This is a genomic window from Geodermatophilus sp. SYSU D00525 (genome assembly GCF_054050475.1).
In genome coordinates, this window is the sequence record NZ_JBJGZK010000016.1 from 1 (window position 1) to 24,877 (window position 24,877).

22 protein-coding genes are annotated in these 24,877 nt (G+C 76.1%); 16 read left to right on the top strand and 6 right to left on the bottom strand.

Annotated features, from left to right (window positions below; genetic code table 11):
* Window positions 1-107 precede the first annotated feature (107 nt).
* The gene (locus ACI796_RS14465; RefSeq protein WP_456875500.1) at window positions 108-464 is read right to left on the bottom strand and encodes a HesB/IscA family protein; all 357 of its coding nucleotides are present in this window, start codon (window positions 462-464) and stop codon (window positions 108-110) included.
* 141 nt (window positions 465-605) lie between these two features.
* On the opposite strand from ACI796_RS14465, the gene ACI796_RS14470 reads away from it, so the two are divergent.
* Window positions 606-1,220 carry a DUF3043 domain-containing protein gene (locus tag ACI796_RS14470; protein WP_456941923.1) on the top strand — a complete coding sequence of 205 codons (615 nt, stop codon included), beginning with the start codon at window positions 606-608 and terminating at the stop codon, window positions 1,218-1,220.
* Between the two features lie 9 nt (window positions 1,221-1,229).
* Here ACI796_RS14470 and ACI796_RS14475 read toward each other — a convergent pair whose 3' ends face one another.
* Window positions 1,230-2,075, bottom strand: coding sequence for an alpha/beta fold hydrolase (locus ACI796_RS14475; protein ID WP_456941924.1), 846 nt, complete (start codon window positions 2,073-2,075; stop codon window positions 1,230-1,232).
* 66 nt (window positions 2,076-2,141) lie between these two features.
* Here ACI796_RS14475 and ACI796_RS14480 point away from each other — a divergent pair, with 66 nt between their 5' ends.
* Both ACI796_RS14480 and ACI796_RS14485 read left to right on the top strand, forming a co-directional pair.
* Entirely contained in the window at window positions 2,142-2,699 is a 558-nt protein-coding gene (locus tag ACI796_RS14480) for a TetR/AcrR family transcriptional regulator (RefSeq protein WP_456941925.1), read from the top strand.
* A 39-nt stretch (window positions 2,700-2,738) separates the two neighbouring features.
* Window positions 2,739-3,722: an aldo/keto reductase family protein gene (locus ACI796_RS14485; protein ID WP_456941926.1), complete on the top strand. Its 984-nt coding sequence runs from the start codon at window positions 2,739-2,741 to the stop codon at window positions 3,720-3,722.
* Between the two features lie 35 nt (window positions 3,723-3,757).
* On the opposite strand, the gene ACI796_RS14490 is transcribed toward ACI796_RS14485, so the two are convergent.
* Window positions 3,758-3,970: a hypothetical protein gene (locus tag ACI796_RS14490; RefSeq protein WP_456941927.1), complete on the bottom strand. Its 213-nt coding sequence runs from the start codon at window positions 3,968-3,970 to the stop codon at window positions 3,758-3,760.
* 125 nt (window positions 3,971-4,095) lie between these two features.
* Here ACI796_RS14490 and ACI796_RS14495 point away from each other — a divergent pair, with 125 nt between their 5' ends.
* Genes ACI796_RS14495 through ACI796_RS14510 form a run of 4 tightly spaced genes read left to right on the top strand, consistent with a single transcriptional unit; the run spans window position 4,096 to window position 6,447 of the window.
* Complete coding sequence (locus tag ACI796_RS14495; RefSeq protein ID WP_456941928.1) at window positions 4,096-4,533, top strand: phage holin family protein; 438 nt, start codon at window positions 4,096-4,098, stop codon at window positions 4,531-4,533.
* Window positions 4,530-5,000, top strand: a complete 471-nt coding sequence (locus tag ACI796_RS14500; protein WP_456941929.1) for a DUF3618 domain-containing protein — start codon at window positions 4,530-4,532, stop codon at window positions 4,998-5,000. The genes ACI796_RS14495 and ACI796_RS14500 overlap by 4 nt, the downstream gene beginning before the upstream one ends.
* Window positions 4,997-5,272, top strand: a complete 276-nt coding sequence (locus tag ACI796_RS14505; RefSeq protein WP_456941930.1) for a DUF4235 domain-containing protein — start codon at window positions 4,997-4,999, stop codon at window positions 5,270-5,272. Before ACI796_RS14500 ends, ACI796_RS14505 begins: the two co-directional genes overlap by 4 nt.
* A 41-nt stretch (window positions 5,273-5,313) precedes the next feature.
* On the top strand, window positions 5,314-6,447 hold the full coding sequence (locus tag ACI796_RS14510) for a YihY/virulence factor BrkB family protein (RefSeq protein WP_456941931.1): 1,134 nt from the start codon (window positions 5,314-5,316) through the stop codon (window positions 6,445-6,447).
* 25 nt (window positions 6,448-6,472) lie between these two features.
* Here ACI796_RS14510 and gcvT read toward each other — a convergent pair whose 3' ends face one another.
* Window positions 6,473-7,582 (bottom strand): glycine cleavage system aminomethyltransferase GcvT, encoded by a 1,110-nt coding sequence (gene gcvT, locus ACI796_RS14515; RefSeq protein WP_456941932.1) that lies wholly within the window; start codon window positions 7,580-7,582, stop codon window positions 6,473-6,475.
* A gap of 79 nt (window positions 7,583-7,661) precedes the next feature.
* On the opposite strand from gcvT, the gene ACI796_RS14520 reads away from it, so the two are divergent.
* The 4 genes from ACI796_RS14520 to ACI796_RS14535 all read left to right on the top strand — a co-directional run bounded on the left by ACI796_RS14520 (window position 7,662) and on the right by ACI796_RS14535 (window position 13,619).
* On the top strand, window positions 7,662-9,173 hold the full coding sequence (locus tag ACI796_RS14520) for a leucyl aminopeptidase (RefSeq protein ID WP_456941933.1): 1,512 nt from the start codon (window positions 7,662-7,664) through the stop codon (window positions 9,171-9,173).
* Window positions 9,174-9,314: 141 nt separating this feature from the next.
* Window positions 9,315-10,694, top strand: coding sequence for a dihydrolipoyl dehydrogenase (gene lpdA, locus ACI796_RS14525; protein ID WP_456941934.1), 1,380 nt, complete (start codon window positions 9,315-9,317; stop codon window positions 10,692-10,694).
* A gap of 60 nt (window positions 10,695-10,754) precedes the next feature.
* Entirely contained in the window at window positions 10,755-12,635 is a 1,881-nt protein-coding gene (gene sucB / locus ACI796_RS14530) for a 2-oxoglutarate dehydrogenase, E2 component, dihydrolipoamide succinyltransferase (protein WP_456941935.1), read from the top strand.
* Window positions 12,636-12,707: 72 nt separating this feature from the next.
* On the top strand, window positions 12,708-13,619 hold the full coding sequence (locus tag ACI796_RS14535; protein ID WP_456941936.1) for a TIGR01777 family oxidoreductase: 912 nt from the start codon (window positions 12,708-12,710) through the stop codon (window positions 13,617-13,619).
* Between the two features lie 14 nt (window positions 13,620-13,633).
* Here ACI796_RS14535 and ACI796_RS14540 read toward each other — a convergent pair whose 3' ends face one another.
* A complete protein-coding gene (locus tag ACI796_RS14540) occupies window positions 13,634-15,313 on the bottom strand; it encodes a serine/threonine-protein kinase (RefSeq protein WP_456941937.1) in 1,680 nt (559 codons plus the stop codon).
* Window positions 15,314-15,432: 119 nt separating this feature from the next.
* Here ACI796_RS14540 and ACI796_RS14545 point away from each other — a divergent pair, with 119 nt between their 5' ends.
* From ACI796_RS14545 to lipB, 3 genes are read left to right on the top strand one after another with little or no spacing between them, the layout of a single operon-like run.
* Entirely contained in the window at window positions 15,433-16,680 is a 1,248-nt protein-coding gene (locus ACI796_RS14545; protein ID WP_456941938.1) for an NAD(P)/FAD-dependent oxidoreductase, read from the top strand.
* Window positions 16,680-17,414, top strand: a complete 735-nt coding sequence (locus tag ACI796_RS14550) for a Type 1 glutamine amidotransferase-like domain-containing protein (RefSeq protein WP_456941939.1) — start codon at window positions 16,680-16,682, stop codon at window positions 17,412-17,414. Before ACI796_RS14545 ends, ACI796_RS14550 begins: the two co-directional genes overlap by 1 nt.
* Before the next feature lie 22 nt (window positions 17,415-17,436).
* Window positions 17,437-18,096, top strand: coding sequence for a lipoyl(octanoyl) transferase LipB (lipB, locus tag ACI796_RS14555; protein WP_456941940.1), 660 nt, complete (start codon window positions 17,437-17,439; stop codon window positions 18,094-18,096).
* A 164-nt stretch (window positions 18,097-18,260) separates the two neighbouring features.
* On the opposite strand, the gene leuS is transcribed toward lipB, so the two are convergent.
* The gene (leuS, locus tag ACI796_RS14560) at window positions 18,261-21,155 is read right to left on the bottom strand and encodes a leucine--tRNA ligase (protein WP_456941941.1); all 2,895 of its coding nucleotides are present in this window, start codon (window positions 21,153-21,155) and stop codon (window positions 18,261-18,263) included.
* 229 nt (window positions 21,156-21,384) lie between these two features.
* Between leuS and ACI796_RS14565 the strand changes: the two genes are divergently transcribed.
* Window positions 21,385-23,646 carry a putative bifunctional diguanylate cyclase/phosphodiesterase gene (locus ACI796_RS14565; RefSeq protein ID WP_456941942.1) on the top strand — a complete coding sequence of 754 codons (2,262 nt, stop codon included), beginning with the start codon at window positions 21,385-21,387 and terminating at the stop codon, window positions 23,644-23,646.
* 85 nt (window positions 23,647-23,731) lie between these two features.
* Window positions 23,732-24,868 carry a hypothetical protein gene (locus tag ACI796_RS14570; protein ID WP_456941943.1) on the top strand — a complete coding sequence of 379 codons (1,137 nt, stop codon included), beginning with the start codon at window positions 23,732-23,734 and terminating at the stop codon, window positions 24,866-24,868.
* Window positions 24,869-24,877: the final 9 nt, after the last annotated feature.

Here is a 24,877-nt window from a genome sequence, read left to right on the forward strand (position 1 = left end):
GCCCGTCCCCTCCCGGGGACGGGCGCCGTTCCGCGTTCTGCTGTTCGGCCCCTCTGCAGGGTCCCGGCGCCGAGGTACGAGGTGCCGGGGGGCAGAGGGGTCCTTCCTCAGTGGAACGAGTCGCCGCACGCGCAGGAGCCCTGCGCGTTCGGGTTGTCGATCGTGAAGCCCTGCTTCTCGATGGTGTCGACGAAGTCGATCACCGCGCCGCCCAGGTACGGCCCGCTCATCCGGTCGACGATGACCTCGACGCCACCGAACTCGTAGGTCTGGTCGCCGTCGAGGAACCGCTCGTCGAAGAAGAGCTGGTAGCGCAGGCCGGAGCAGCCACCGGGCTGGACGGCGATGCGCAGACGCAGGTCGTCGCGGCCCTCCTGGTCCAGCAGCGCCTTGACCTTGGCGGCCGCCGGGTCGCTGAGCAGCACCCCGGTGCTGCCGGTGGTCTCGGTGTCCTGCACCGTCATGTCTGTCCTCCCACATCCGAGGGCGTCCGTTGCGGCACTCCCTGCCGCGGGTCAACACCGCCGTGGCGGCCCCTCTTCCCACTGTACGGCGCGCACCGCGGGAGGCCAGTCCCTCGCGGGGACGCACGTAGACTTGCGGACGTGAAGCTCCGCCTGCCCGGGCGCCGGGACCGCGCCGCCGAGACCGCCCCGGACACCGCCGCCGACCTGACCGAGCAGCAGCTGGTGAAGGCCGGCGGCAAGGGCCGCCCGACGCCCAAGCGCGCCGAGGCGCAGGGCCGCCGTCCCGGCCCTCCCCCGCCGCCGCCCACCACGCGCAAGGAGGCCTACGCCCGCATGCGCCAGCAGCAGGCGCAGCGGCGGGCCGACACCCGGGCGGGCATGGCCCGCGGCGACGACGCCTACCTCCCGGCGCGCGACCGCGGCCCGGTGCGCAAGCTCGTCCGCGACCTGGTCGACGCGCGCCGCAACGCCGGCAGCTTCTTCCTCCCGGTCGCCGCGCTGGTGCTGGTCGGGTACTTCATCCCGAACCCCGCGGTGCAGAACTACACGGTCTTCGTCTGGTTCCTGTTCTTCCTGGTGATCATCGTGGACTCGGTGTTCCTGGGGCGGCGGATCTCGAAGACCGTGCGCCGGCGCTTCGCCGACCAGCCGCACCGGATGAAGGGCCTGGTCTGGTACGGCGTCAGCCGGGCGACGATGATCCGCCGCTGGCGCTTCCCGAAGCCCGAGGTCGCGGTCGGCGCGGAGGTCTGAGGGCGCCGGTCACCCCACGGCCGCGCCGACGACGGAGCGCACGGCCGCGGCGACGGCGTCCGGGCGGTCCCACGGCACGAACGTCAGCGCGTCGTCGAGCCAGGTGACGGAGGTGCCGAGCAGCTGCGCGAGCCGCTCGGCGTCCCGTGGCGGGAAGACCCGGTCGCGGCGGCCCCACGCGACCGCGGCGGGCACGCCGAGCGCCCCGAGGGCCGGGACCGCGGCCAGCAGCGGCCCGGGCCGGGTGGCGGCCACGAACGCGGCCAGGTCGGCCCGCACGCCGGGATCGGTGCGCGCCGGCCGCAGCCAGTCGGCGACCAGCGGCCGGCCGAACCCGCGGGCGGTGAACGGGTTCAGGACCCCCGGCCGGGCCAGCACCCGGGGGACGGCGAGCACCCGGAGCACCGCCGGTACGACCCCGGGCACCCGGGCGACGCGCGGGAGCGGACGCAGCAGCGGCGGCGGGAAGTGCTCGAAGGCGTCGCAGCCGGCCAGCACCAGCCCGGCGACCCGCTCGGGCACCGCCGCGGCGGCCAGCTGCACCAGCGCCCCGCCGGTGTCGTTGCCCACCAGCACGGCCCGCTCGGCGTCCACCCCGTCGAGCACGTCGGCCAGCGCGCCGGCGACCTGCTCCGGCGTGAGCACGCCCCGGTCGGGCACCGCCTGCCGGTGGGCCCCGAGCGGCAGGTCGGGGACCACGATCCTCACGCCTCCCCCGAGCCGCTCGGCCACCGGGTCCCACAGCCGGCCGTCCAGGAGCAGGCCGTGCACCGCCAGCACCGCGGGCTCCCCCACCGCGCCCGTCTGCCGCACCCGGACCGGCCCGACCCGGGTGGGCACCGTCGTCTCCCGCATGGTTGCCTCCTCGTGCCGAGGGGTGTGTAGCAGTCGCTACACACCCGTGAATGTAGCGTCTGCTACATGAGCGCGGCAAGGCACGGCGAGCAGCGGGCGGCGTACCTGGCGGGAGCGGTCGAGCACGTCCTGCGCGAGGGGGTGGCCACCCTCTCGCTGCGGCCGCTGGCCGCGGCCCTGGGCACCAGCGACCGGATGCTCCTCTACTACTTCGGCACCCGCGACGACCTCCTGGCCGCGGTCCTCGGAGCCGTCGGCGAGCAGCTGCAGGCCGGGCTCACCGGCGCCCTCCCCGACGGGGCCGTCCCGCCCGGGCGACTCCTGCCGCTGGTGTGGGCCGCCCTGCAGGAGTCCGGGGCCGAGGCGCACGTCCGGCTCTACCTGGAGGTGTGCGGACTGGCCGCCCGCGGGCGGCAGCCCCACGCCGACCTCGCCCGCCGGGTGGCCGAGGACTGGCTGGGCTGGGTGGGCCCGCGGCTGGCCGTCGACGACGGCGAGCGCGAGGCGGCCGCCGCCGGCCTGCTGGCGGCCCTCGACGGCGTCCTGCTCGTCCGCGCCGTGGCCGGGCCCGACCGCGCGGAGGCGGCCGCGGGCTGGCTGGCGGGGAGGCTGGCCCGGGCCTGAGCAGGTGGGTGCGGGGGTCCGGGGCTAGCGTCGGGCCACGTGGAGTACCGACGCCTCGGCCGTTCCGGCCTGACCATCTCCGAGATCGCCTACGGCAACTGGCTCACCCACGGGGGCCAGGTCGAGGAGGACGCCGCGCAGGCCTGCGTGCGCGCCGCCCTCGACGCCGGCATCACGACCTTCGACACCGCCGACGTCTACGCCGGCACCCGCGCCGAGTCGGTGCTCGGCCGCGCCCTGGCCGGCCAGCGCCGCGAGGGCCTGGAGATCTTCACCAAGGTCTACTGGCCCACCGGCCCCGGCCCCAACGACCGCGGTCTGGGCCGCAAGCACGTCCTGGAGAGCTGTGACGCCTCGCTGCGGCGGCTGCAGACCGACCACATCGACCTCTACCAGGCGCACCGCTACGACGAGACGGTGCCGCTCGAGGAGACGATGGGCGCCTTCGCCGACCTGGTGCGGGCGGGCAAGGTCCTCTACGTCGGCGTCTCCGAGTGGCGGGCCGAGGAGATCGCCGCCGGCGCGGCCCTGGCGCGCGAGCTCGGCATCCAGCTGATCAGCAACCAGCCGCAGTACTCGATGCTGTGGCGGGTCATCGAGGACGAGGTCGTCCCGACGTCGCAGCGCGAGGGCGTCTCGCAGATCGTGTGGTCCCCGCTCGCCCAGGGCGTGCTCACCGGCAAGTACCGGCCCGGCGAGCAGCCGCCCGCCGGCAGCCGGGCCACCGACCCCGAGGCCGGCCGGTTCATCCAGCGCCTCATGACCGACGACGTCCTCACCCGCGTGCAGGACCTGCGCGCGGTCGCCGACGACCTCGGCCTGTCGATGGCCCAGCTCGCCGTCGCCTGGGTGCTGCAGAACGAGAACGTGGCCGCGGCGATCATCGGCGCGACCCGCCCGGAGCAGGTGCACGACAACGTGAAGGCCGCGGGCGTCCGCCTCGAGGACGACGTGATGGCGCGCATCGACGAGGTGCTCGGCGACGTCGTCGAGCGCGACCCGGCGAAGACCGCCCGGGGCTGAACGGCACCGCCCCGGTCTGGACCTCCACCGGAGGTTCAGGCCGGGGCCAGCGCCATCGGCCCGTAGGCCCGGGTCTCGCCGTCGAACAGGCTGACCGCGGCCACGCCCCGGGCCAGCAGGTCCCGCCAGTTCTCGCCCAGCCACGACTCGGCGTCGCCCTGGTTGTCCGCGGGCGGCACCTCGACACCGAGCGCGGCCGGGTCCAGGGTCGCGCCGGTCGGGTCCTCCAGCCGCCACGTCCAGCTCATGGCGCGAGGGTAGTGACCCCGCCGTCCGCCCGCGCCGTGTCCGGGGTGTGACCACCTGCGTGGTTACGCCGCGGATCTCCGCGGGAATGGGAGGTCATCGACCGCCCCGTTCTCCCGGAGGACCGATGACCGTGCCCCCCGCGGGCGCCTCGCGCGCCACGACCCCGCCGCCGTCGACCGACGAGGCCTCGACCGGTCAGCTGATCAGCCAGCTGACCGAGCAGGTGTCCCGCCTGGTCCGCGACGAGGCCCGGCTGGCCCAGGCCGAGATGACGCAGAAGGCCAAGCGGCTGGGCATCGGCGCGGGCCTGTTCGGCGGCGCCGGCCTGTTCGGCTTCCTCGGGCTGTGCGTGCTGGTCGCAACCGCCGTCCTGGCCCTGGACGTCGTCCTGCCCGCGTGGCTCGCCGCGCTGATCGTGGCGGTCGTGCTGTTCGCCGTCGCCGGGATCCTGGCGCTGGTCGGCAAGAAGGACGTGCAGAAGGGCACGCCGCCGGTGCCCACGGAGGCGATCGCCAGCACCAAGGCCGACATCGCGACGGTGAAGGAGAGTGCGCGCCGATGAGCACCCCGTCCGGCAGCTCCCGTCCCGACGACGCCGCCTCCGCGAACGGCCCGACCGACCCCGAGGCCATCAAGGCCGAGATCGAGGCCACCCGCGAGGAACTCGGCCGCACCGTCGACGAGCTCAGCCACCGCCTCGACGTCCCCGCCCGGGCCAAGGAGGGCGCCGCGCGGGCCAAGGACACCGCCGTCGAGACCTACCGCGAGAGCCCGCCCGCCGTCATCGGCGCGGGCGCCGCGCTCGCCGGCCTCGTCGGGCTGGTCGTGTGGCGGCGGCGCCGCAAGCGCCGTCGGGCCGCGGCCGCCGCCACCGGGGCGGGCGCCGCCGTGGCGCAGGCCCGCGCCGAGGCGCGCCGGGCCCGCAAGGAGGCGGCCCGCGAGGCGGCCCGGGCCCGCCGGGCGGTCGCGAGGAACGCGCGGAGGACGAAGGACCGGACCCGCCGGTCCGCGAGGAGGGTGCGGAAGTGAGCAGCAAGGGCGCGAAGCTCGTCTACCGCCCGGTCGGCCTGCTGGGGGGCATCCTCGCCGGCGTCGTCTCCGGGGCGGTCTTCAAACAGGTGTGGAAGCGCATCTCCGGGGAGGACGACGCCCCCGACGCGCTGCAGAGCGAGTACCGCATGCGCGAGGTGGTCCTCGCCGCGGCGATCCAGGGCGCCATCTTCGCCGCCACCAAGGCGGCGATCGACCGGGCCGGCGCGCGCGGCTTCACCAAGCTCACCGGCAGCTGGCCGGGCGACTGACGCCGCCCGGCGCGATGTCGACCGACGGGAGGAGGCCGCAGATGAGCGGCACCAGGCAGCGCGACAGCGCGGTCGACCGGATCCGCGAGCGGGTCGAGGAGAAGGCGGCCCGGCGGGCGGCCGCGCGGGAGGCGGCCGAGCGCGCCGCCCGGGGGGAGGAGGCCGATCCCGGCCGGGTGCCGCCCGGCGGCCCGACGCCGGCCGAGCTCCCTGGGGTGCACGCGACCACCCCCACCCAGATCCCGCCGCGCGGCTGGAAGCAGATCGTCAAGCGGGCGTGGGCCGAGAACAACGCCGACAACATGCCGATCATCGCCGGCGGCGTCGCGTTCTTCGCCTTCCTCGCGATCTTCCCGGCGCTGATCGCGACGATCTCCATCTACGGCCTCGTGGCCTCGCCGGAGACCGTCGCCCGGCAGGTCGAGAGCCTCTCGGCGCAGCTCCCCGACGAGGCGGCGACCCTCATCGGCGACCAGCTCACCGCGATCACCCAGAACAGCGGCGGGGCGCTGTCGCTGTCGCTGGTCGTCTCGGTGCTCGCCGCGCTGTGGTCGGCGTCCGGCGGCACCGGCAACGTGATCACCGCCGTGAACATCGCCTACGACGAGGTGGAGACCCGCGGGTTCGTCAAGCGCAAGGCCATGGCGCTCGGGCTCACCCTCGGCGCCATCGTGTTCGTACTGGTCACCTTCACGCTGGTCGCCGTCGTCCCGGCGGTGCTCGACGCGCTGCCGCTGGGCGTCGTCGGCACGGTCCTCGCGCAGGTCGTGCGCTGGGTGCTGCTGCTCGGGGTGTTCGCCGGCTCCCTGGCGGTGCTCTACCGGGTGGCGCCCGACCGCGACGCACCCAAGCTCAAGTGGGTCAGCCTCGGCGCGATCGTCGTGACGGTCATCTGGGCGCTGGTCAGCCTGGGCTTCAGCTTCTACGTGAACAACTTCGGCTCGTACGACAAGACCTACGGCGCCATCGCCGGCGTCATCGTGCTGATGCTGTGGCTGTACCTCACCTGCTACCTGGTGCTCCTGGGCGCGGAGATCAACTCCGAGTCCGAGCACCAGACGGCCGAGGACACCACCGAGGGCCCACCGGTCCCCATGGGCGAGCGCAACGCCACGATGGCCGACGAGCTCCCCGACCCGCCCGAGCCGACGAAGGAGTCCAAGCAGAAGGCCTGAGGCCGCTCCCCTGCCGGGCGCTGCCTCAGCGCACGTGCGAGGGTACGAACGGCGGCCGGACGGCGACGACGGGCTGCGGGCGGCCCCGGACGTCGACGGCCAGCGGCGTGTCCGGGGCGATGCCGGCCGCGGCGTCGAGCAGGGCCAGCGCGATCCCGGTGCGCAGCGTCGGGGAGAACGTGCCGCTGGTGACCTCGCCGACGCGGCGGCCGGCCTCGTCGAGGACGTCCATGCCGGGGCGCGGGATGCCGCGGCCGGTGGCGCGCAGGCCCCACAGCAGCCGCGTCGCGCCGGACTCCCGCTCGGCCAGCAGCGCCTGCCGGCCCCAGAACGCGGGCTTCTTCCACCCGACCGCCCAGCCGCTGCGCGCCTGGTTGGGGGTGATCCCGCGGGACAGCTCGTGCCCGTGCAGCGGGTAGCCCATCTCGGTGCGCAGCGTGTCCCGCGCGCCCAGCCCGCACGGGCGGATGCCCTCGGCGGCGCCCGCCTCGAGCAGCCGGTCCCACAGCGCGCCGGCCCGCTCGGCGGCGACGAGCAGCTCGTAGCCGTGCTCGCCGGTGTAGCCGGTGCGGCAGACGGTGACCTCCTGCCCCTCCCCACCCGCGAAGGCCATGTAGTCCAGCCCCGCGGCCAGACCGGCGGCCTCGAGGACGGCGGTCGAGCGCGGCCCCTGCACGGCGAGGACGGCGACCTCCTCGTGCCGGTCGGTCACCGTGACGCCGGCCGGTGCGGCGGCGGCGATCCGCGCGAGGACCTCCTGCGCGTTGGCGGCGTTGGGCACGAGCAGCACGTCGTCGGGTGAGTGCAGGTAGACGATGAGGTCGTCGACCACGCCGCCGGCGTCGGCCTCGCCGTCGGGGACGCAGCACAGCGTGTACTGCGCCTGCCCCGGGCCGATCCGGCCGAGGTCGTTGGTCAGGCAGGCGTCGACCAGGGCCGCGGCACCCGGCCCGCGCACGGTGCCGGTGCCCAGGTGGGAGACGTCGAACAGGCCCACCGCCTCGCGCACGGCGGCGTGCTCCGCGAGCACCCCGCCGCCGGCGTACTCGATCGGCATCGACCACCCGCCGAAGTCGGCCAGCTTGGCGCCGGCCGCCACGTGGCGGTCGTGGAGGGGCGAGGTCCGCGCGGTCACCCCCGCACCGTAGCGACGGCGGAGGCCGACACTTCGCCGTCCTCAGGACCGCGCGGAGGCCGGGACCTAGGATCGAGCGGTGCCGCCCACGATCACCGCCACCGACCGCCCGCTCGAGAAGACGCCCGCCGACGCCGTCGTCGTCGGCATCGGGAAGGGGTCCTCCGGGCCGCTGCCCACACCCGGCGCGGAGGCGGTGGACCGGCTCCTGGGCGGCCGCCTGCTGCCCGCCCTGGCCGACCTGGGCGCGCGCGGCGCCGCCGACGAGGTCACCCGGGTGGCCAGCCTCGGGCAGGGACCGTTCCCCGTCGTCGCCGCCGTCGGCCTCGGCGCCCCCGAGGCCACCGGTGGCTACTCCCCCGAGGCGATCCGGCGCGCCGCCGGCGCCGCCAGCCGCGCGCTGGCCGGCCGCGGCTCGGTCGTCACCCTGCTGGCCGCCGTCGGCGGGACCCCGGACGCCGAGCGGCTGCACGCCGTCGGCGAGGGCGCACTGCTGGGCGCGTACGAGTTCACCGCCTACAAGTCCGACCTGCCGGCCGACCGGCCCACCCCGCCGCGCGAGTTCACCGTCGTGGTCCCCGACGCCGGTGCGGCCAAGGCCCCGCTGGCGCGGGTCCGCGCCGTCGCCGACGCGGTCGCGCTGGTGCGCGACCTGGTCAACACCCCGCCCAACGACCTCTACCCGGCCGAGCTCGCCTCCCGCGGCGCCGCCGCCGGCAAGGCCGCCGGCCTGAAGGTGGAGGTGCTCGACGAGGACGACCTCGTCGCCGGCGGCTACGGCGGCATCCTGGCCGTCGGTGCCGGGTCGGTGCGCGGCCCGCGCCTGCTCCGCCTCACCTACACGGGCAAGAAGGCGCAGAAGAAGGTCGCCCTGGTCGGCAAGGGCATCACCTTCGACAGCGGCGGCCTGTCGATCAAGCCGGCCGCGAAGATGGACGAGATGAAGAGCGACATGGCCGGCGCCGCGGCCGTGATCGCCACGGTGTGCCTGGTCGCCCAGCTCGGCCTGCCGGTGGAGGTGACCGCCACCGTCCCGATGGCGGAGAACCTGCCCAGCGGCACCGCCTACCGCCCGGCCGACGTGGTCACCTTCCGCAACGGCAAGAAGGCCGAGATCACCAACACCGACGCCGAGGGCCGGGTGATCCTGGCCGACGCCATCGCCCGCGCCGCCGAGGACGCCCCCGACGTCCTGCTCGAGACCTCGACGCTCACCGGCGCGCAGCTGGTCGCGCTCGGCGCGCGCACCGCCGGCGTCATGGGCAGCGACGACATGCGCGACGCCGTCGTCGCGGCCAGCCGGCGCAGCGGCGAGCCGATGTGGCCGATGCCGATGCCCGAGGAGCTGCGGCGCGGCATCGACTCGCCGGTCGCCGACTTCGTCAACGCCAACGCCGACCGGATGGGCGGCATGCTCGTCGGGGCGCACTTCCTCGCCGAGTTCGTCCCGGCCGGGCTCCCCTGGGCGCACGTCGACATCGCCGGCCCCAGCTTCAACACCGGCGCCCCCTGGGGCCACACGCCCAAGGGCGGCACCGGGGTGCCGGTCCGCACCCTGCTGGCGACCATCGAGGACCTGCTGACCCGCTGACCGCCCGTGCGGCCGCGGACCCCGGCCGCACGCGGCACGGAACCGCCCTCGGCCTGCCCCGTCACCCGGAGTGGCAGGATGGTCGAGGACCATCCCCCACCCGATCGGGTGGGGCAGGCCGAGAGCATCGAGGAGCACGTCGTGAGCGCACCCACCACCCCCGCCGACCTGGTCATCCTCGGTGGTGGCTCGGGTGGCTACGCCGCCGCGCTGCGGGCCGCGGAGCTGGGGATGTCGGTCGTCCTGATCGAGAAGGACAAGGTCGGCGGCACCTGCCTGCACCGTGGGTGCATCCCCACCAAGGCCCTGCTGCACGCCGGCGAGGTCGCCGACCTGGCCCGCGAGGGCGAGCAGTTCGGGGTGAAGACCTCGCTGGCCGGCATCGACATGGACGGCGTCAACTCCTACAAGGACGGCGTCGTCTCGCGGCTGTACAAGGGCCTGCAGGGCCTGATCAAGAGCCGCAAGGTCACCTACGTCGAGGGCGAGGGCCGGCTGGTCTCCCCCACCGCGGTGGCGGTGAACGGGCAGACCTTCGAGGGCCGCCACGTGCTGCTGGCCACCGGCTCCTACTCGCGCTCCATCCCGGGCGTGGAGCTCGACGGCGTCCGCGTCCTGGACAGCGAGCAGGCGCTCGCGCTCGACCGCGTCCCGACCTCGGCGATCATCCTCGGCGGCGGCGTCATCGGCTGCGAGTTCGCCAGCGCCTGGAAGTCCTTCGGCGTCGACGTCACGATCATCGAGGGCCTCAAGCACCTGGTGCCGCTGGAGGACGAGAACTCCTCCAAGCTCCTCGAGCGCGCCTTCCGCCGCCGGAAGATCAACTTCGAGCTCGGGAACATGGTGTCCTCGGTGCAGTCCACCGAGAACGGCGTCAAGGTCACCCTGCAGAACGGCAAGGAGTTCGAGGCCGAGATCGTGCTGGTGGCCATCGGCCGCGGCCCGGTCAGCCAGGGCCTGGGCTACGAGGAGGCCGGCGTCGCGATGGACCGCGGCTACGTGCTGGTCGACGAGTACTGCCAGACCAACGTGCCGACCATCTCCGCCGTCGGTGACCTCATCCCGACCCTGCAGCTGGCCCACGTCGGGTTCGGCGAGGGCATCCTCGTCGCCGAGCGGCTCGCCGGCCTCCCGGTCGTGCCGATCGACTACGCCGGCGTCCCGCGGGTCACCTACTCCGACCCCGAGGTCGCCTCGGTCGGCCTGACCGAGACCCAGGCTCGCGACAAGTACGGCGACGTCGAGACCCTCGTCTACGACCTGGGCGGCAACGGCCGCAGCCAGATCCTCAAGACCCAGGGCGCGGTCAAGCTGATCCGCCAGAAGGACGGCCCGGTCGTCGGCGTGCACATGGTCGGCAGCCGGGTCGGCGAGCTCGTCGCCGAGGCGCAGCTGATCTTCAACTGGGAGGCCCTCCCCGACGAGGTCGCCTCCCTGATCCACCCGCACCCCACGCAGAGCGAGGCCATCGGCGAGGCCCACCTGGCCCTGGCCGGCAAGCCGCTGCACGCCCACAGCTGAGCCGGCCGGCTCCGCTCTCCGTCTCCCCCACCCGCGCCACCACGAAGGAGCCCCGCCCCGATGCCGACCTCCGTCACCATGCCCGCCCTGGGCGAGAGCGTCACCGAGGGCACGGTCACCCGATGGCTGAAGCAGGAGGGTGAGCAGGTCGAGGTCGACGAGCCGCTGCTCGAGGTCTCGACCGACAAGGTCGACACCGAGATCCCCTCCCCCGCGGCGGGTGTCCTCACCAAGATCCTCGTGTCCGAGGACGAGACCGTCGAGGTCGGCGCCGAGCTGGCCGTGATCGGCGGCGACGGTGACGGCGCGGGTGCCGGCGGCCCGGCCTCCGCCGAGGACGCCACCACCCCGCAGACCCCGGTCGAGCAGGTGGAGGACGCCGGCCCCGGCGCCGCGGACGAGCCGCAGCCGGCTCCCGCCGCCGAGGCCCCGGCCCCCGCCGACCAGGGCGGCGGTCAGGGCGGTGGCGAGGGGACGCCGGTGACCATGCCGGCGCTCGGCGAGAGCGTCACCGAGGGCACCGTCACCCGCTGGCTCAAGGCGGTCGGCGACGAGGTCACCGCGGACGAGCCGCTGCTGGAGGTCTCGACCGACAAGGTCGACACGGAGATCCCGGCCCCGGTGTCGGGGACGCTGCTGTCGATCACCGTCAACGAGGACGAGACCGTCGAGGTCGGCGCGCAGCTGGCCGTGATCGGGTCCGGCGCCGCCGGCGGTGGCGCCTCCGCCCCCGCCGCCCCCGAACCCGCCGCCCAGGAGGCCCCCGCTCCCGCCCCGGCCCCCGCTCCTGCTCCGGCGCCGCGCCAGGAGCAGCAGCCCGCGCCGCAGCCGCCGGCTGCGCCGCCGTCGGTCCCCGCCGGGGCCGACTACGGGTCCGGCGAGGCCGAGACCGTCCGCGCGCAGCAGAGCAGCCAGCCCTCGCAGCCCGCGCGGGCGGAGGCCCCGGCCGGCGCCGCCCCCGCGGCTGGGGCTCCGGCCGACGGTGGCGGCACCTACGTGACGCCACTGGTGCGCCGCCTGGCCGCGGAGCACGGCGTCGACCTGGCCGGCGTCACCGGCACCGGCGTCGGCGGCCGCATCCGCAAGCAGGACGTCCTGGCCGCCGCGGAGGCCGCCTCCGCCCCGGCCGCCGCTCCCGCTCCGGCGGCCGCCCCGGCTCCGGCTGCCGCCGCCCGGCCCACCACGCCGTCGCCGGCGGCCCAGCCGGACACCTCGCTGCGCGGCCGCACCGAGAAGATGTCCCGGCTGCGCGGGGTCATCGCCCGGCGGATGGTCGAGTCGCTGGCGGTCAGCGCCCAGCTGACCACCGTCGTCGAGGTCGACGTCACCCGGATCGCCAAGCTGCGCGACCGGGCGAAGCGGGACTTCGAGGCCCGCGAGGGCGTCAAGCTGTCGTTCCTGCCCTTCTTCGCCAAGGCGGCGGTCGAGGCGCTCAAGGCCCACCCGGCCGTGAACTCCTCGGTCGACATGGAGGCCGGCACGGTCACCTACCACGACCAGGAGAACCTCGGCGTCGCCGTCGACACCGAGCGCGGCCTGCTCGTGCCGGTCATCCACGGCGCCGGCGACCTGAGCATCGGCGGGCTCGCCCGCAAGATCGCCGACCTCGCCGAGCGCACCCGCCTCAACAAGGTGACCCCGGACGAGCTGGGCGGCGGCACGTTCACGCTGACCAACACCGGCAGCCGCGGCGCGCTGTTCGACACGCCGATCATCAACCAGCCGCAGGTGGCGATCCTGGGCACCGGCACCGTGGTCAAGCGCCCGGTCGTGGTGCAGGACCCCGACCTCGGCGAGGTCATCGCGGTGCGGTCGATGGTCTACCTGGCCCTCACCTACGACCACCGGATCGTCGACGGCGCCGACGCCGCGCGGTTCCTCGGCACGGTGAAGGAGCGGCTGGAGGCCGGACAGTTCCAGGGCGAGCTCGGCCTGAGCTGACGTCCCCCGGTCGGGCCCCGGCGCACGCGCCGGGGCCCGACGTCGTACCGGGCAGGGGGGACGAGGAGGGTCATGAAGATCGCCGTCACGGGGGCCTCCGGCCTCATCGGGTCGACGCTGGTGCCGGCGCTGCGCGCCGACGGGCACGAGGTCATCCGGCTGGTGCGCCGCACTCCCCGCACCGCCGACGAGCACCGCTGGGACCCCCAGCACCGGCGGATCGACCCGGCGCTGCTGCGTGACGTCGACGCGGTGGTCAACCTCGCCGGCACCCCGATCCGGCCACGCCCGTTCACCGAGGCCTACCGGCGGGACGTGCTGACCAGCCGGGTGGACAGCACCACCACGATCGCCGAGGCGCTCGCCGCCGCGGCCGCCGAGGACCCCTCGCGCAGGCGGGTGCTGCTGTCGGCCTCCGCGGTCGGCTACTACGGCGACACCGGTGACCGGGTGGTCGAGGAGGACGCACCGCCCGGGGACGACTTCCTCGCCCGCGTCTGCGTGCAGTGGGAGGCCGCCACCGCCCCCGCGGCCGAGGCGGGCGTCCGGGTGGTCACGCTGCGGACCGGCCTGGTCATCGGCCGCGGCGCGATGCTGGTACGGATCCTCGGCACGGTCTTCCGGTTCGGCCTCGGCGGCCGGATCGGGTCGGGGCAGCAGTACTGGCCGTGGGTGAGCCTGGACGACCAGGTGGGCGCCATCCGCTTCCTGCTGACCGCCGACGAGGTGTCCGGGCCGGTCAACGTCACCGGTCCCGACCCCGTGCGCAACGACGAGTTCGTCCGGGAGCTGGGCCGCGCCGTCCACCGCCCGACGGTCCTGCCGGTGCCCGGCTTCGCCGTCCGGTCGGCGCTCGGCGAGTTCGGCCGTTCCAGCGTCCTCGCCGGGCAGCGGGCGGTACCGGCCCGGCTGCTCGCGGCCGGCTACCCGTTCCGGCACCGGGACCTGCCCTCCGCCCTCGGCGAGGCGCTCGGTCGCGGCTGACGCGCCGCCGGGCCTCACGCCAGCCGCCCCGCCGTCCCGATCCGCCAGCCGCCGGTGACGGGGACCAGCACCATCGTCACCGGGACCCGGCCGCGGCCGGCCTCCGTGCGCAGCACCGGGCCGTCCGGGGCCGCGGCCGCCACGACCGCGTACCCCGGCCAGCTGTCGACCAGCCGCACCTGCACGGACCCGTCCCCGGAGTCCCCGGAGGTCGTGGGCTCGACCGTCACGTCGGAAACCGACGGGGCGAAGCCGCGCAGCACCTCGCCGGCGCCGGTGAGGGAGCCCAGGTGGGCACGGTCGGCGGCCAGCAGCGGGCTGTCGGCCGTGTAGACCTCCTCCAGCAGCGCCGGGGAGCCGGTGGCGAACGCCCGTGCGCGGCGGTCGTAGAGATCGGTGAGGACGGCGGTCCAGTCGACCTGCTCCCCCGCCGGCGGAGGGGCCGGCACGGAGGACGGGACCGGCGCGGAGGAGGGGACCGGCGCGGAGGACGCGGCCGGCACGGAGGATGCAGCCGGCGCGGAGGACGGGACCGGCGCCGCCGCGGACGGCGCCGGGACGGCGGTCTCCGGAGCCGGAGATGCCGCCGGCACCACCGGACCGCCGGGCCCGGACCGGGTCAGCGCCAGCCCGAGCGCCACTGCGCCCAGCACCAGGGCGGCGACCGCGACGGCCGCGGCCGCGCGCCGCGCGACCGGTCCCCCCGGCCACCCGGACCGGTCCGACGGCGCGCGGACCTCGGCGGGCTCGGGCCGGCGGCGCCGCCCGGGCAGCTGGTGGGTCAGCTCGGTGCGCGGCCCGCGGCCGGTCCGTGCCAGCTCGGCGTCGGGGATCCCCGGCGTCGGCAGCCGCACCGGCTCCGGGCGGCAGGCGTGCCGCAGGTCGAGCGCGAAGGCCGCCGCCGGTCCCCGCACGTGGGGATCGGCCGACAGGCCGCGGCCGACCACCTCGAGCAGCGTGGCCGGCGTGCCGGGGGCCAGCGCGGCGAGGTCGGGCAGCTCGCCCACGGCGGCGACGGCGAGGGTGTCGGCGGGGGTCGCGGCATTCCACGGCGGGACGCCGGTCAGCGCGTGGAAGGCGGCCGCGGCGACACCGAAGACGTCGGAGGCCGGTCCGGGAGCGCTCCCGCGCGCGACGGCGGGGTCGACGTAGGCCGGCGTCACCTCACCGGCGGCGTCCTCGCCCAGCACCCGCGCCACGCCGAGGTCGGTGAGCACCGGCCGCCCCTCGGCGGTGAAGACGACGTTGCCCGGGGACAGGTCGCCGTGGACGACGCCCTGCTCGTGCGCACAGGCGAGCGCGGCAGCCACCGGCGCCAGCGCGGTGACCACCTCGCCGGGGCGCAGCCGGCCGCGCCGGGCCAGCAGGGCCGCCAGGCTGCCGCCCTCGAGCAGGTCGAGGACCAGCGCGACCCGGGCCGGTCCGCCGCGCCGGGGCTGGTGCACCACCTCGTGTAGCCGGACCAGGTGCGGGTGGTCGAGGGCGCCCAGCAGCGCCGCCTCCCGCGCCTGCCGTTCGGCGTCGCCGGCCACGAGCAGCTTCACCGCCACCGGCGCGCCGCCGTCGCGGGGCCGGGCGCGCCAGACCTCGCCGGACCCGCCGCGGCCGAGCAGCCGGTCGAGCCGGTAGCCGGGCACGACGGGCGGCGCCGGCGCGTCGTCGGGGCCGTCGCTGGGCGGGGAGGTGGCGGGCACGGCGGGGACCGTAGGCCGCGCCGCCCCCGTCCCGTCCCCGCCGTCCACAGGCCCGGCCGGCGTCCACAGGTCCCGGCTCCGGACGGGTGCCCGGAGCCGGTTGCACCTAGGTTCGGGGCATGCCGCTGCCCGCCCGTGCCGAGGTCGTCGTCGTGGGCGCCGGGCTGGCCGGGCTGTCGGCGGCCACCCGCCTGGCCGCCGCCGGCTGCGACGTGCACGTCCTGGAGGCCTCCGCGCACGCTGGCGGCCGGCTGGCCACCGAGCGGGTCGACGGCTTCGTCGTCGACCGCGGCTTCCAGGTGTTCAACACCGGCTACCCGCGCGCCGCCGACCTCGACCTGCCCGCCCTCGACCTCGGTTTCTTCACCCCCGGCGCGGTCGTCCGCGTCGGGGACCGGGCGCACCGCGTCGCCGACCCGCGCCGCCGGCCGTCGGCGGTGGCGGACACGCTGCGGGCGCCGGTGGGGTCGCTGCCGCACAAGGCGGCGATCGCCGCGTTCTCCGCGCGGGCCGGGTACTGGCCGGTCCCGCGGCTGCTGGCGGCCCAGGAGACCTCCGCGGCGGAGCACCTGCGGCGGGCCGGGGTCGGCGCCACGGCCCTGGAGCGCTTCTTCGGGCCGTTCTTCGCGGGAGTCCTGCTCGAGGACCGGCTGGAGACCTCCAGCCGCTACCTGGACCTGCTGTGGCGCAGCTTCGTCCGCGGCGGCACCGGCCTGCCGGCCCGGGGCATCCAGGCGATCGGCGAGCAGCTGGCCGCCGGGGTCGGCGAGGGGCGAGTCCACCACGGGGTCCGGGTCACCGCGGTCACGGGCACCTCCGTCGACAGCGACGCCGGCCCGGTGCGCGCCGACGCCGTCGTGGTGGCCACCGATCCCGACACCGCGGCCGCCCTGGTGCCGGCGGTGGAGGCCGCCGCGCCCCGCCAGGTGACGACCCACTACCACGTGCTGCCGGCCTCGCCGTGGCCCGAGCCGCTCATCGTCCTGGGGACGCCGGGCGGCCGGCTGGTCAACAGCGTGGTGCTCACCGACGCCCAGCCCGCCTACTCCCCCGACGGCCGCGCCCTGCTGGCCAGCAGCTCGCTGGCACCGACCCCGGAGGCCGAGGTGCGCGAGGAGGTGGCCCGGCTGCACGACGTCGCGACGGCGGACCTGCGGCACCTGACCACGGTGACCGTGACCGGCGCGCAGCCGGCCGCGCTGCCCCCGCTGCGGCTGCGCCGCCCGGTCGACCTCAGCGGTGGCCTGTACGTCTGCGGCGACCACCGGGACACCCCGTCCATCCAGGGCGCCATGGCCAGCGGCCGCCGCACCGCCGCCGCGGTGCTGCGCCGGCTGCGGCCCGCGACCGCGACCGGAGCGGCCTGATGCCCGCCACCGCCCCGACCATCGTGGCCACGAGCATCGGCTTCGACTCCCGCGGCCGGGGTCCCTACGACTGGGCGCCGGGCCCGGTGTTCGACCTCGCCGTCGAGCTCGCCGGGGCGCCCGCGCAGCCGCGCCTGTGCTACCTGGGCACCGCCACCGGCGACGACCCCGCGCGGCTGGCCGGCGTGTACGGCGCCTTCGCCGGCGGCGCGGTCCGGCTCAGCCACGTGAGCCTGTTCCCCATGCCCACCGTCGCCGACGTCCGGGCGCACCTGCTGGAGCAGGACGTGATCTGGGTGGGCGGCGGGAGCGTGGCCAACCTGCTGGCGGTGTGGCGGGTGCACGGTCTCGACGAGGTGCTGGCCGAGTGCTGGCGGGCCGGGGTCGTGCTCGGCGGGGTGTCGGCGGGGTCGCTGTGCTGGCACGTCGGCGGCACCACCGACTCCTACGGTCCCGACCTGCGCCCGGTGACGAACGGCCTGGGGCTGATCCCCACCTCCAACGGCGTCCACCACGACTCCGAGGAGCAGCGCCGCCCGCTGTACCAGCGGCTGGTCGCCGACGGGACGCTGCCGGCCGGGCACGCCACCGACGACGGCGTGGGCCTGGTCTACCGGGGCACCGCGCTCGTCGAGGCGGTCGCCGACCGGCCGGGCAAGGCGGCCTACCGGGTGGAGCGCGACCCCGACGGCACCGCCGTCGAGACCCGCCTCGAGCCCCGCCGGCTGCGCTGAGCGCGGGCCTAGGCTGGGAGCCGTGACCGAGTTGCGCGTCGTCCGTGCAGGCACCGTCCCCTACGAGGAGGCCTGGGCACGCCAGCGCGAGATCCACGCCGCGCGGCTGACCGGGGAGGCGCCCGACACGGTGCTGCTGCTCGAGCACCCGTCGGTCTACACCGCGGGCCGGCGCACCGAGCCGCACGAGCGCCCGCTCGACGGCACGCCGGTGGTCGACGTCGACCGCGGCGGCAAGATCACCTGGCACGGGCCCGGCCAGCTGGTCGGCTACCCGATCGTGGCGCTGCCCGACCCGGTCGACGTCGTGGCGCACGTGCGCCGGCTCGAGGACGCGCTGATGGAGGTCTGCGCGTCGGTCGGCGTGGAGACGATGCGCGTCGACGGGCGCAGCGGCGTCTGGGTGGCCGCCGACGCCCCCGGCCCCGGCAGCCGGTTCCGGCCCGAGCGCAAGATCGCCGCGATCGGCGTGCGGGTCGCCCGCGGGGTGACGATGCACGGGTTCGCGCTCAACTGCGACCCCGACCTCGGCGCGTTCGGCGCGATCGTCCCGTGCGGCATCGCCGACGCCGGGGTCACCTCGCTCAGCGCCGAGCTGGGCCGCGACGTGCCGGTGGCCGAGGTGGTCGACGCGGTGGAGGCGGCGATGCGGCGGGTGCTCACCCTCGCCCCCGCCGCCTGAGGGCCCGGCTGCGGCACTGCACCTCCGTCGGCCTGACCACCTCCCGCGCCGGTGCGGCCCCCGCAGTGGCCTGCGCAGTGGCCTGACCCGGCCGGGCTCCGAGCGGAACGCGGTCGTCAGCGCCCGTCCCGCCCGGACCGGGGTCCGGGCGGGACGGACGATCGTCAGGCGACGACGAAGTTGACCAGCCGGCCGGGGACGGCGATCACGCGCCGCACCGTCTTGCCGTCCAGCTGCGCGGCGACCTTCTCGTCGGACCGCGCCGCCTCCTCCAGCGCCGCGGCGTCGGCGTCGGCCGGCACGGTCACCTGCGCCCGCACCTTGCCGTTGACCTGGACGGCGACCTGCACGGTGTCCTCGACCAGCCACCGCTCGTCGGCCACCGGGAACGGCGCCCAGGCGATCGACCCGTCGTGCCCGAGCCGCGCCCACAGCTCCTCGGCCAGGTGCGGGGCCAGCGGCGCCACCAGCAGCACCAGCGGCTCGGCCACCGCCCGCGGCACCGGGGAGTCGGCGCCGTAGGCCGCGGTCAGCGCGTTGGTCAGCTCGGCGATCCGGGCGATGGCCACGTTGAACCGCAGCGTCGCCATGCCGTCGCGCACGCCGGCGATCGCCTTGTGCAGCGCCCGCAGCACGTCCTCGGACGGCGCGGCGTCGTCGGCGGCCCGGACCGCGCCGGTCTCCTCGTCGACGACGACCCGCCAGATCCGCTGCAGCAGCCGCTGCGAGCCGACGACGGCCTTGGTGTCCCACGGCCGCGACTGCTCCAGCGGCCCGGTCGACATCTCGTACACCCGGAACGTGTCCGCCCCGTACGCGCCGATCATCTCGTCGGGCGTGACCATGTTCTTCAGGGACTTGCCGATCTTCCCGTACTCGCGGTTGACCGGCTTCCCCTCGTAGAGGAACTGCCCGTCCTCCTCGACCACCTCGGCGGCGGGCACGTAGAAGCCGCGCTCGTCCGTGTAGGCGTAGGCGGAGATGTAGCCCTGGTTGACCAGCCGCCGGAACGGCTCCTCGCTGGACACGTAGCCCAGGTCGTGCAGCACCTTGTGCCAGAAGCGGGCGTACAGCAGGTGCAGGACCGCGTGCTCCATGCCGCCGACGTAGAGGTCCACGCCGCCGACGTCGCCCGGCGACCGCGGGCCCAGCCAGTACCGCTCCAGCTCCGGGTCGACCATCCGGTCGTCGTCGGTCGGGTCCAGGTAGCGCAGGTAGTACCAGCACGAGCCCGCCCAGTTGGGCATCGTGTTCGTCTCGCGCCGGTAGGGCTTCGGCCCGTCGCCCAGGTCCAGCTCGACCATCGTCCACTCGGTGACCCGCGACAGCGGCGGCTCGGGCTGGGAGTCGGCGTCGTCGTCGGCGAAGGTCTTCGGCGAGTAGTCGTCGACGTCGGGCAGCAGCACCGGCAGCAGCGACTCGGGCACCGCGCGCGGCAGGCCGTCGGCGTCGTACACGATCGGGAACGGCTCGCCCCAGTAGCGCTGCCGGCTGAACAGCCAGTCGCGCAGCTTGTAGGTGGTCGTCGCCTCGCCGTGCCCGGCGGCCACCAGCCACTCGGTCATCCGCGCGATGGCGGCGGCCTTGTCGGTCAGCCCGTCCAGCGAGACGTGCTCGTTCGACGAGTTGATCATCGGGCCGCTGCCGGTGTACGCGCCGCCGTCGAAGTCGGCGGGCGGCTGCACCGTGCGCACGATCGGCAGGCCGAAGGCCTGCGCGAACTCCCAGTCGCGGGTGTCCTCGCCCGGGACGGCCATGATCGCGCCGGTGCCGTAGCCGGTCAGCACGTAGTCGGCGATGAAGACGGGCAGCTCCTGCCCGGTGACCGGGTTGACGGCGGTGGTGCCCAGCCACACGCCGGTCTTCTCCCGGCTCTCGTTCTGCCGGTCCAGCTCCGAGCGCCGCGAGGCCTGCCGCTGGTACTCGCGCACCGCCTCGCCCGGGGTCGCCGCGCCGCCGGTCCACCGCGGGTCGGTGCCGTCGGGCCACGCGGCCGCGGTCAGCGTCTCGACCAGCGGGTGCTCGGGCGCCAGCACCATGTAGGTCGCGCCGAACAGCGTGTCGGGGCGGGTGGTGAACACCTCGATCGTCTCGTCCCCGGCGGCGAAGCGGATGCGCGCGCCGGTCGAGCGGCCGATCCAGTTGCGCTGCATCTGCTTGACCGAGTCCGACCAGTCCAGCCGGTCCAGGTCGGCCAGCAGCCGCTCGGAGTAGGCGGTGATCCGCATCATCCACTGGGTCAGCGGGCGCCGGAACACCGGGAAGTTGCCGCGCTCGGAGCGGCCGTCGGGGGTGACCTCCTCGTTGGAGAGCACCGTGCCCAGGCCCGGGCACCAGTTGACCGGCGCCTCGTGCAGGTAGGCCAGCCGGTGGGCGTCGACGACCTTCCGCTTGTCGACGTCGGACAGCTCGGCCCACGGCCGCCCCGACGGGTTGGTGCCCGGCGCGGGCTCACGGGTGCCGGCGTCCAGCTCGGCCACCAGCTCCTCGACCGGGCGGGCGCGGCCGGCCTCCTCGTCGAACCAGGCGCCGAAGATCTTCAGGAAGATCCACTGGGTCCACCGGTAGTAGCCCGGGTCGATCGTGGCGAAGGTGCGGCGCTCGTCGTGGTCGACGCCCAGCCGGCGCAGCTGCGCCCGGATCGCCGCGATGTTGGCCTCGGTGGTGATCCGCGGGTGCTGCCCGGTCTGCACGGCGTACTGCTCGGCGGGCAGGCCGAAGGCGTCGTAGCCCATCGGGTGCAGCACGTTGTCGCCGTCCATGCGGCGGAACCGGCTGGTGACGTCGGTGCCCAGGTAGCCCAGGGGGTGCCCGACGTGCAGGCCCGCACCCGAGGGGTACGGGAACATGTCCATGATGAAGGTCTTGGGCCGGCCCTCGACCCGCTCGAAGCCCTCGGACAGGCGGCCCACCGGGTTGGGCGTGTGGAACGTCCCCTCCCGCTCCCACCGGTCCTGCCACTCCAGCTCGATCCGCTGGGCGAGGGCGGGGGTGTAGCGGTGCGGGGGGACGCCCTCCTCGGCCGGCTCGGTCGTGGGCTGGCTGGCCGTCTGGCTCATCGCGGTGCTCCCGGGGTCATCCGTCGGCGGACATGAAAAGACCCCTCACGCAGGAGGGGTCGCCGTGCTGACGTGAGCGTTCAGGTCAGCACGGCCGGAGAAGCAGGCGTCCGCCGGTCACGCCCCCGAGTCTACCGCCCGGGGACTCACCCGGACGGGTCGGTCGGGGGGCTCCGGACTGCACCCGGACGGCGGACCGGCCGTTGTCGTCCTCGTGCGGCGCACTCAGGTGTCCCTCCGGCGTGCGGGGACCGGTCCCCGCGGCCACCTCGTGGTGGTCGCGGCGGTCGCCGCTGCCCTCTTCGCGACCGGCGTCGGCCCGCGCCCGCCCGGGCGGGCCTGGGACGTCGTCTACGACGTCGTCCTCTACCACCTGTCCTGGCTGGCGGCCGGCGCCGCCTGCTGGCTGACCGCCCGGCTCGCCCCCCGCGAGGCCCTCGCCTGGCGGGCGCTGGCCACCTCGCTCGTCGTCGGCGCGGCCGGCAACGTCGCCCGCATCCTCGAGACCGGCCAGGCGGGCACCACGCCGGCCCCCGTGGCCGACACCTGCGTCGCGGTCGCCTACGGCAGCCTCTACGTCGCGCTGTTCGTGCTCATCCGCGCCCGCGTCGCGCGGTTCCTGCCCAGCATGTGGCTCGACGGCGTGGTCGCCGCCCTCGGCACCACCGCGGTCGGCACCGGGTTCCTGCTCGGCCCCTACCTCACCGACAGCAGCCACGTCTCGGTCGCCCAGCTCGCCTGGCCCGGCGCCGACGTGCTGCTGCTGGCCCTCCTGGTGGGGGTCAGCGCCATCCTCGGCGTGCACCTGGACCGCACCCTGCTGACCATCGCCGGGGCCATCGCGCTGTTCTGCGTCGCCGACGCCGCCCTGTTCGTGCTGAGCGCGGAGGGCCGCTACGCCGACGGCGGGCCGCTGGAGCTGGTGTGGCAGGCCGGCGTGCTGCTGGCCGCCGTGGCCGCGTGGCGCACCACCGGCGATCCGCGGCGCGGCGCCGGGCAGGAGGGCGTGCGCATCACCTGGCGGCTGGTCGCGCTGCCGCTGGCCGGCACGCTCGCCGCCCTCGCCGTGCTGGCCGCCGGCTACGGCGACGACCTGCCCGACAGCGCCGGGTGGCTGGCCGTGGGCTGCGTGCTCGCCGCGCTGGCCCGCACCGCGGTCACCTTCCGCGAGGTGCGGTCGTTCGCGGTGGTCCGGCAGGAGGCGCGCACCGACGAGCTCACCGGGCTGCCCAACCGGCGCGCCCTGCTCGAGCGCGCCCGCACCGTCGTCGCCGCGGCGACCACCGCCTCCCCCGCCGCGCTGCTGCTGCTCGACCTCGACGGGTTCAAGGAGGTCAACGACAGCCTCGGGCACGGCGCCGGCGACCAGCTGCTGTGCCAGGTCGGCCCGCGGGTGGCCCCCGCGCTGCGGCCCGGCGAGGTGCTCGCCCGGCTCGGCGGCGACGAGTTCGCCGTCCTGCTGCCCGCCGTCGACCTGGACACCGCCGCCGAGCGCGCCGCTGTCGTCCACGACCTGCTGCGCCGGCCGTTCGAGGTCGACGGCATCCGGCTGCACGTCGGCGTGAGCATCGGCGTGTCGACCGCGCCGGTCCCCGCCGACGACGTCCAGGAGCTGCTGCGCTGCGCCGACGTGGCGATGTACGCGGCCAAGACCGAGCGCGCCGGCGTGCACGTCTACGTCCCCGACCCGACCAGCGGCTCGGGCGAGCGGCTGCGCACGATGGAGGAGCTGCGCACCGCGCTGGCCGAGGACCAGCTCGACGTCCACCTGCAGCCGCAGGTCGCCATGGACGACGGCCACGTCGTCGGCGTCGAGGCGCTGCTGCGGTGGCACCACCCCGGGCGCGGGCTGCTCGGCCCCGCCCAGGTCCTGCCCGCCGCCGAGCAGGCCGGCCTGCTGCGCCCGCTGACCGACACCGTGCTCGCGCGCTCCCTCGACGCGGTCACCCGCTGGTGGGACGAGCACCGGGTGCCGGTGTCGGTGAACCTGTCCGCGGCCAACGTCGCCGACCTGGACCTCCCCGGCAAGGTCGCCGCCGAGCTGGACCGGCGGGGGCTGCCGCCGGCCGCGCTGACCCTGGAGCTGGTCGAGGACACCCTCATGGCCGACCCCGAGCGCGGCCGCACCGTGCTCGGCGAGCTGCGCCGCCTGGGCGTGCGGACCTCCATCGACGACTACGGCACCGGCTACAGCTCGCTGGCCTACCTGCGCCGGCTGCCGGCCGACGAGCTCAAGCTCGACCGCAGCCTCACCGCCGACGTCGACCGCGACGAGCGGGCCGCGGCGATCGTGCGGCACACCGTCGCGCTCGCCCACGACCTGGGCCTGAGCCTGGTCGCCGAGGGCGTCGAGGACCTCGCCACCGCCGCCCGCCTCGCCGCGCTGGGCTGCGACGTCGCCCAGGGCTACGCCGTCGCCCGGCCCATGCCGGTCCCCGACCTGCTGCGCTGGCTGACCGCCCACCGCGCAGGGCTGCTCCGCCCGGCCTGAGCGCGCGGGACGGTGTTCCCGGGGATGTGCCTTCCCGCCGGAGCGGGCAGGATGGCCGGAGTCGATCAACCCGGAGGTGCATCCCGTGTCCCGCACACAGTCCCGCGGCCAGGTCATCGGGGCCGAGCTCCAGGAGGGGCTGAGTCACCTCGGCGCCGCCGTCACGGAGGCCGGCCGGGCCGCCGCGGAGCAACTCGCCCCCCGCGTGGACGCCGCGCGCGAGGCGGCCGCCCCCAGGGTCGCCGCCGCCGTCGCGGTGGCCGCGCCCGCCGTCGCCTCGGCCCGCGAGGCCCTGGCCCCGCGGGTGGACGCCGCCCGGGGCGCCGCCAGTCCCGTCCTCGACGCCGCCCGCGAGCGCGTCGACGCCGCCGTCGTGGCGCTCACCCCGCGCGTGGTGGCGGCCCGCGAGGCGGCCAACCCCGTCCTCGACGCCGCCCGCGAGCGCGTCGACGCCGCCGTCGACGCCCTGACCCCGCGCGTGGTCGCCGCCCGCGAGTCCGCCGGCCCGGCGGTCACCTCGGCGCTCACCGCCGCCGGTGCCGCGGCCGCCAAGGCCGCCGCGGACCTCGCGCCCCGGGTGGAAGCCGCCTCGGCCGCCACCCGCAAGGCGCTGGCCGCCGAGGTCGCCCCGCGGGTGGCCGCCGCCAGGGACACCGTCGTCCCGGCGCTGGGGAGCGCCCGCGACAGCCTGGTCGCCGGCGTCGGCACCGCCCTCGGCGAGCTCGAGCACCGGCGCGCGGAGCTCGTCGGCGGCGCCGCGAAGACCGGCCGGAAGGCCAGGCGGAAGGCCACGCGGAAGACCGCGGAGAAGGCTGCGCAGGTGAGGCGGAAGGTGGGTACGGAGTCCGAGCCGCGCCGCTGGCCGTGGGTGCTGCTCGCGCTGGCGGTCGGTGCGGCGGCGTTCTCGTTCCTGCGCCGCAAGACCGAGGACCCGTGGACGCCGGCACCCGCCGGTGACGGGCCCGTGCCCAGCTACCGAGAGGACCCCGTGCCCAGCTCCCCGAGCAACGACGACTCCGGCAAGACCGTCTCCGACGCCATGTTCGTCGCCGGCGACTCGGCTCCCCCCGAGTCCGACATGGGCATCCGCGACGCCCAGAACGTGGCCGGCGACGACGACGCCGGCGCCACCGACCCGACCCAGACCGCGCCCGAGCCGTTCACCAGCGGCGGCGGGGCGGACGAGGGCCCGACCGCCGGGCCCGCCGCCGGCCAGGCCTGACGATCCGGT

Bases quoted from the DNA above. Each gene is read 5' to 3' on its own strand.
- ACI796_RS14550 (WP_456941939.1), top strand. From the start codon at position 16,680: ATGCCCGCCACCGCCCCGACCATCGTGGCCACGAGCATCGGCTTCGAC.
- ACI796_RS14490 (WP_456941927.1), bottom strand. From the start codon at position 3,970: ATGAGCTGGACGTGGCGGCTGGAGGACCCGACCGGCGCGACCCTGGAC.
- ACI796_RS14510 (WP_456941931.1), top strand. From the start codon at position 5,314: ATGAGCGGCACCAGGCAGCGCGACAGCGCGGTCGACCGGATCCGCGAG.
- ACI796_RS14535 (WP_456941936.1), top strand. From the start codon at position 12,708: ATGAAGATCGCCGTCACGGGGGCCTCCGGCCTCATCGGGTCGACGCTG.
- ACI796_RS14465 (WP_456875500.1), bottom strand. From the start codon at position 464: ATGACGGTGCAGGACACCGAGACCACCGGCAGCACCGGGGTGCTGCTC.
- ACI796_RS14500 (WP_456941929.1), top strand. From the start codon at position 4,530: ATGAGCACCCCGTCCGGCAGCTCCCGTCCCGACGACGCCGCCTCCGCG.
- sucB (WP_456941935.1), top strand. From the start codon at position 10,755: ATGCCGACCTCCGTCACCATGCCCGCCCTGGGCGAGAGCGTCACCGAG.
- ACI796_RS14480 (WP_456941925.1), top strand. From the start codon at position 2,142: ATGAGCGCGGCAAGGCACGGCGAGCAGCGGGCGGCGTACCTGGCGGGA.
- ACI796_RS14495 (WP_456941928.1), top strand. From the start codon at position 4,096: ATGACCGTGCCCCCCGCGGGCGCCTCGCGCGCCACGACCCCGCCGCCG.
- leuS (WP_456941941.1), bottom strand. From the start codon at position 21,155: ATGAGCCAGACGGCCAGCCAGCCCACGACCGAGCCGGCCGAGGAGGGC.
- ACI796_RS14475 (WP_456941924.1), bottom strand. From the start codon at position 2,075: ATGCGGGAGACGACGGTGCCCACCCGGGTCGGGCCGGTCCGGGTGCGG.
- ACI796_RS14545 (WP_456941938.1), top strand. From the start codon at position 15,433: ATGCCGCTGCCCGCCCGTGCCGAGGTCGTCGTCGTGGGCGCCGGGCTG.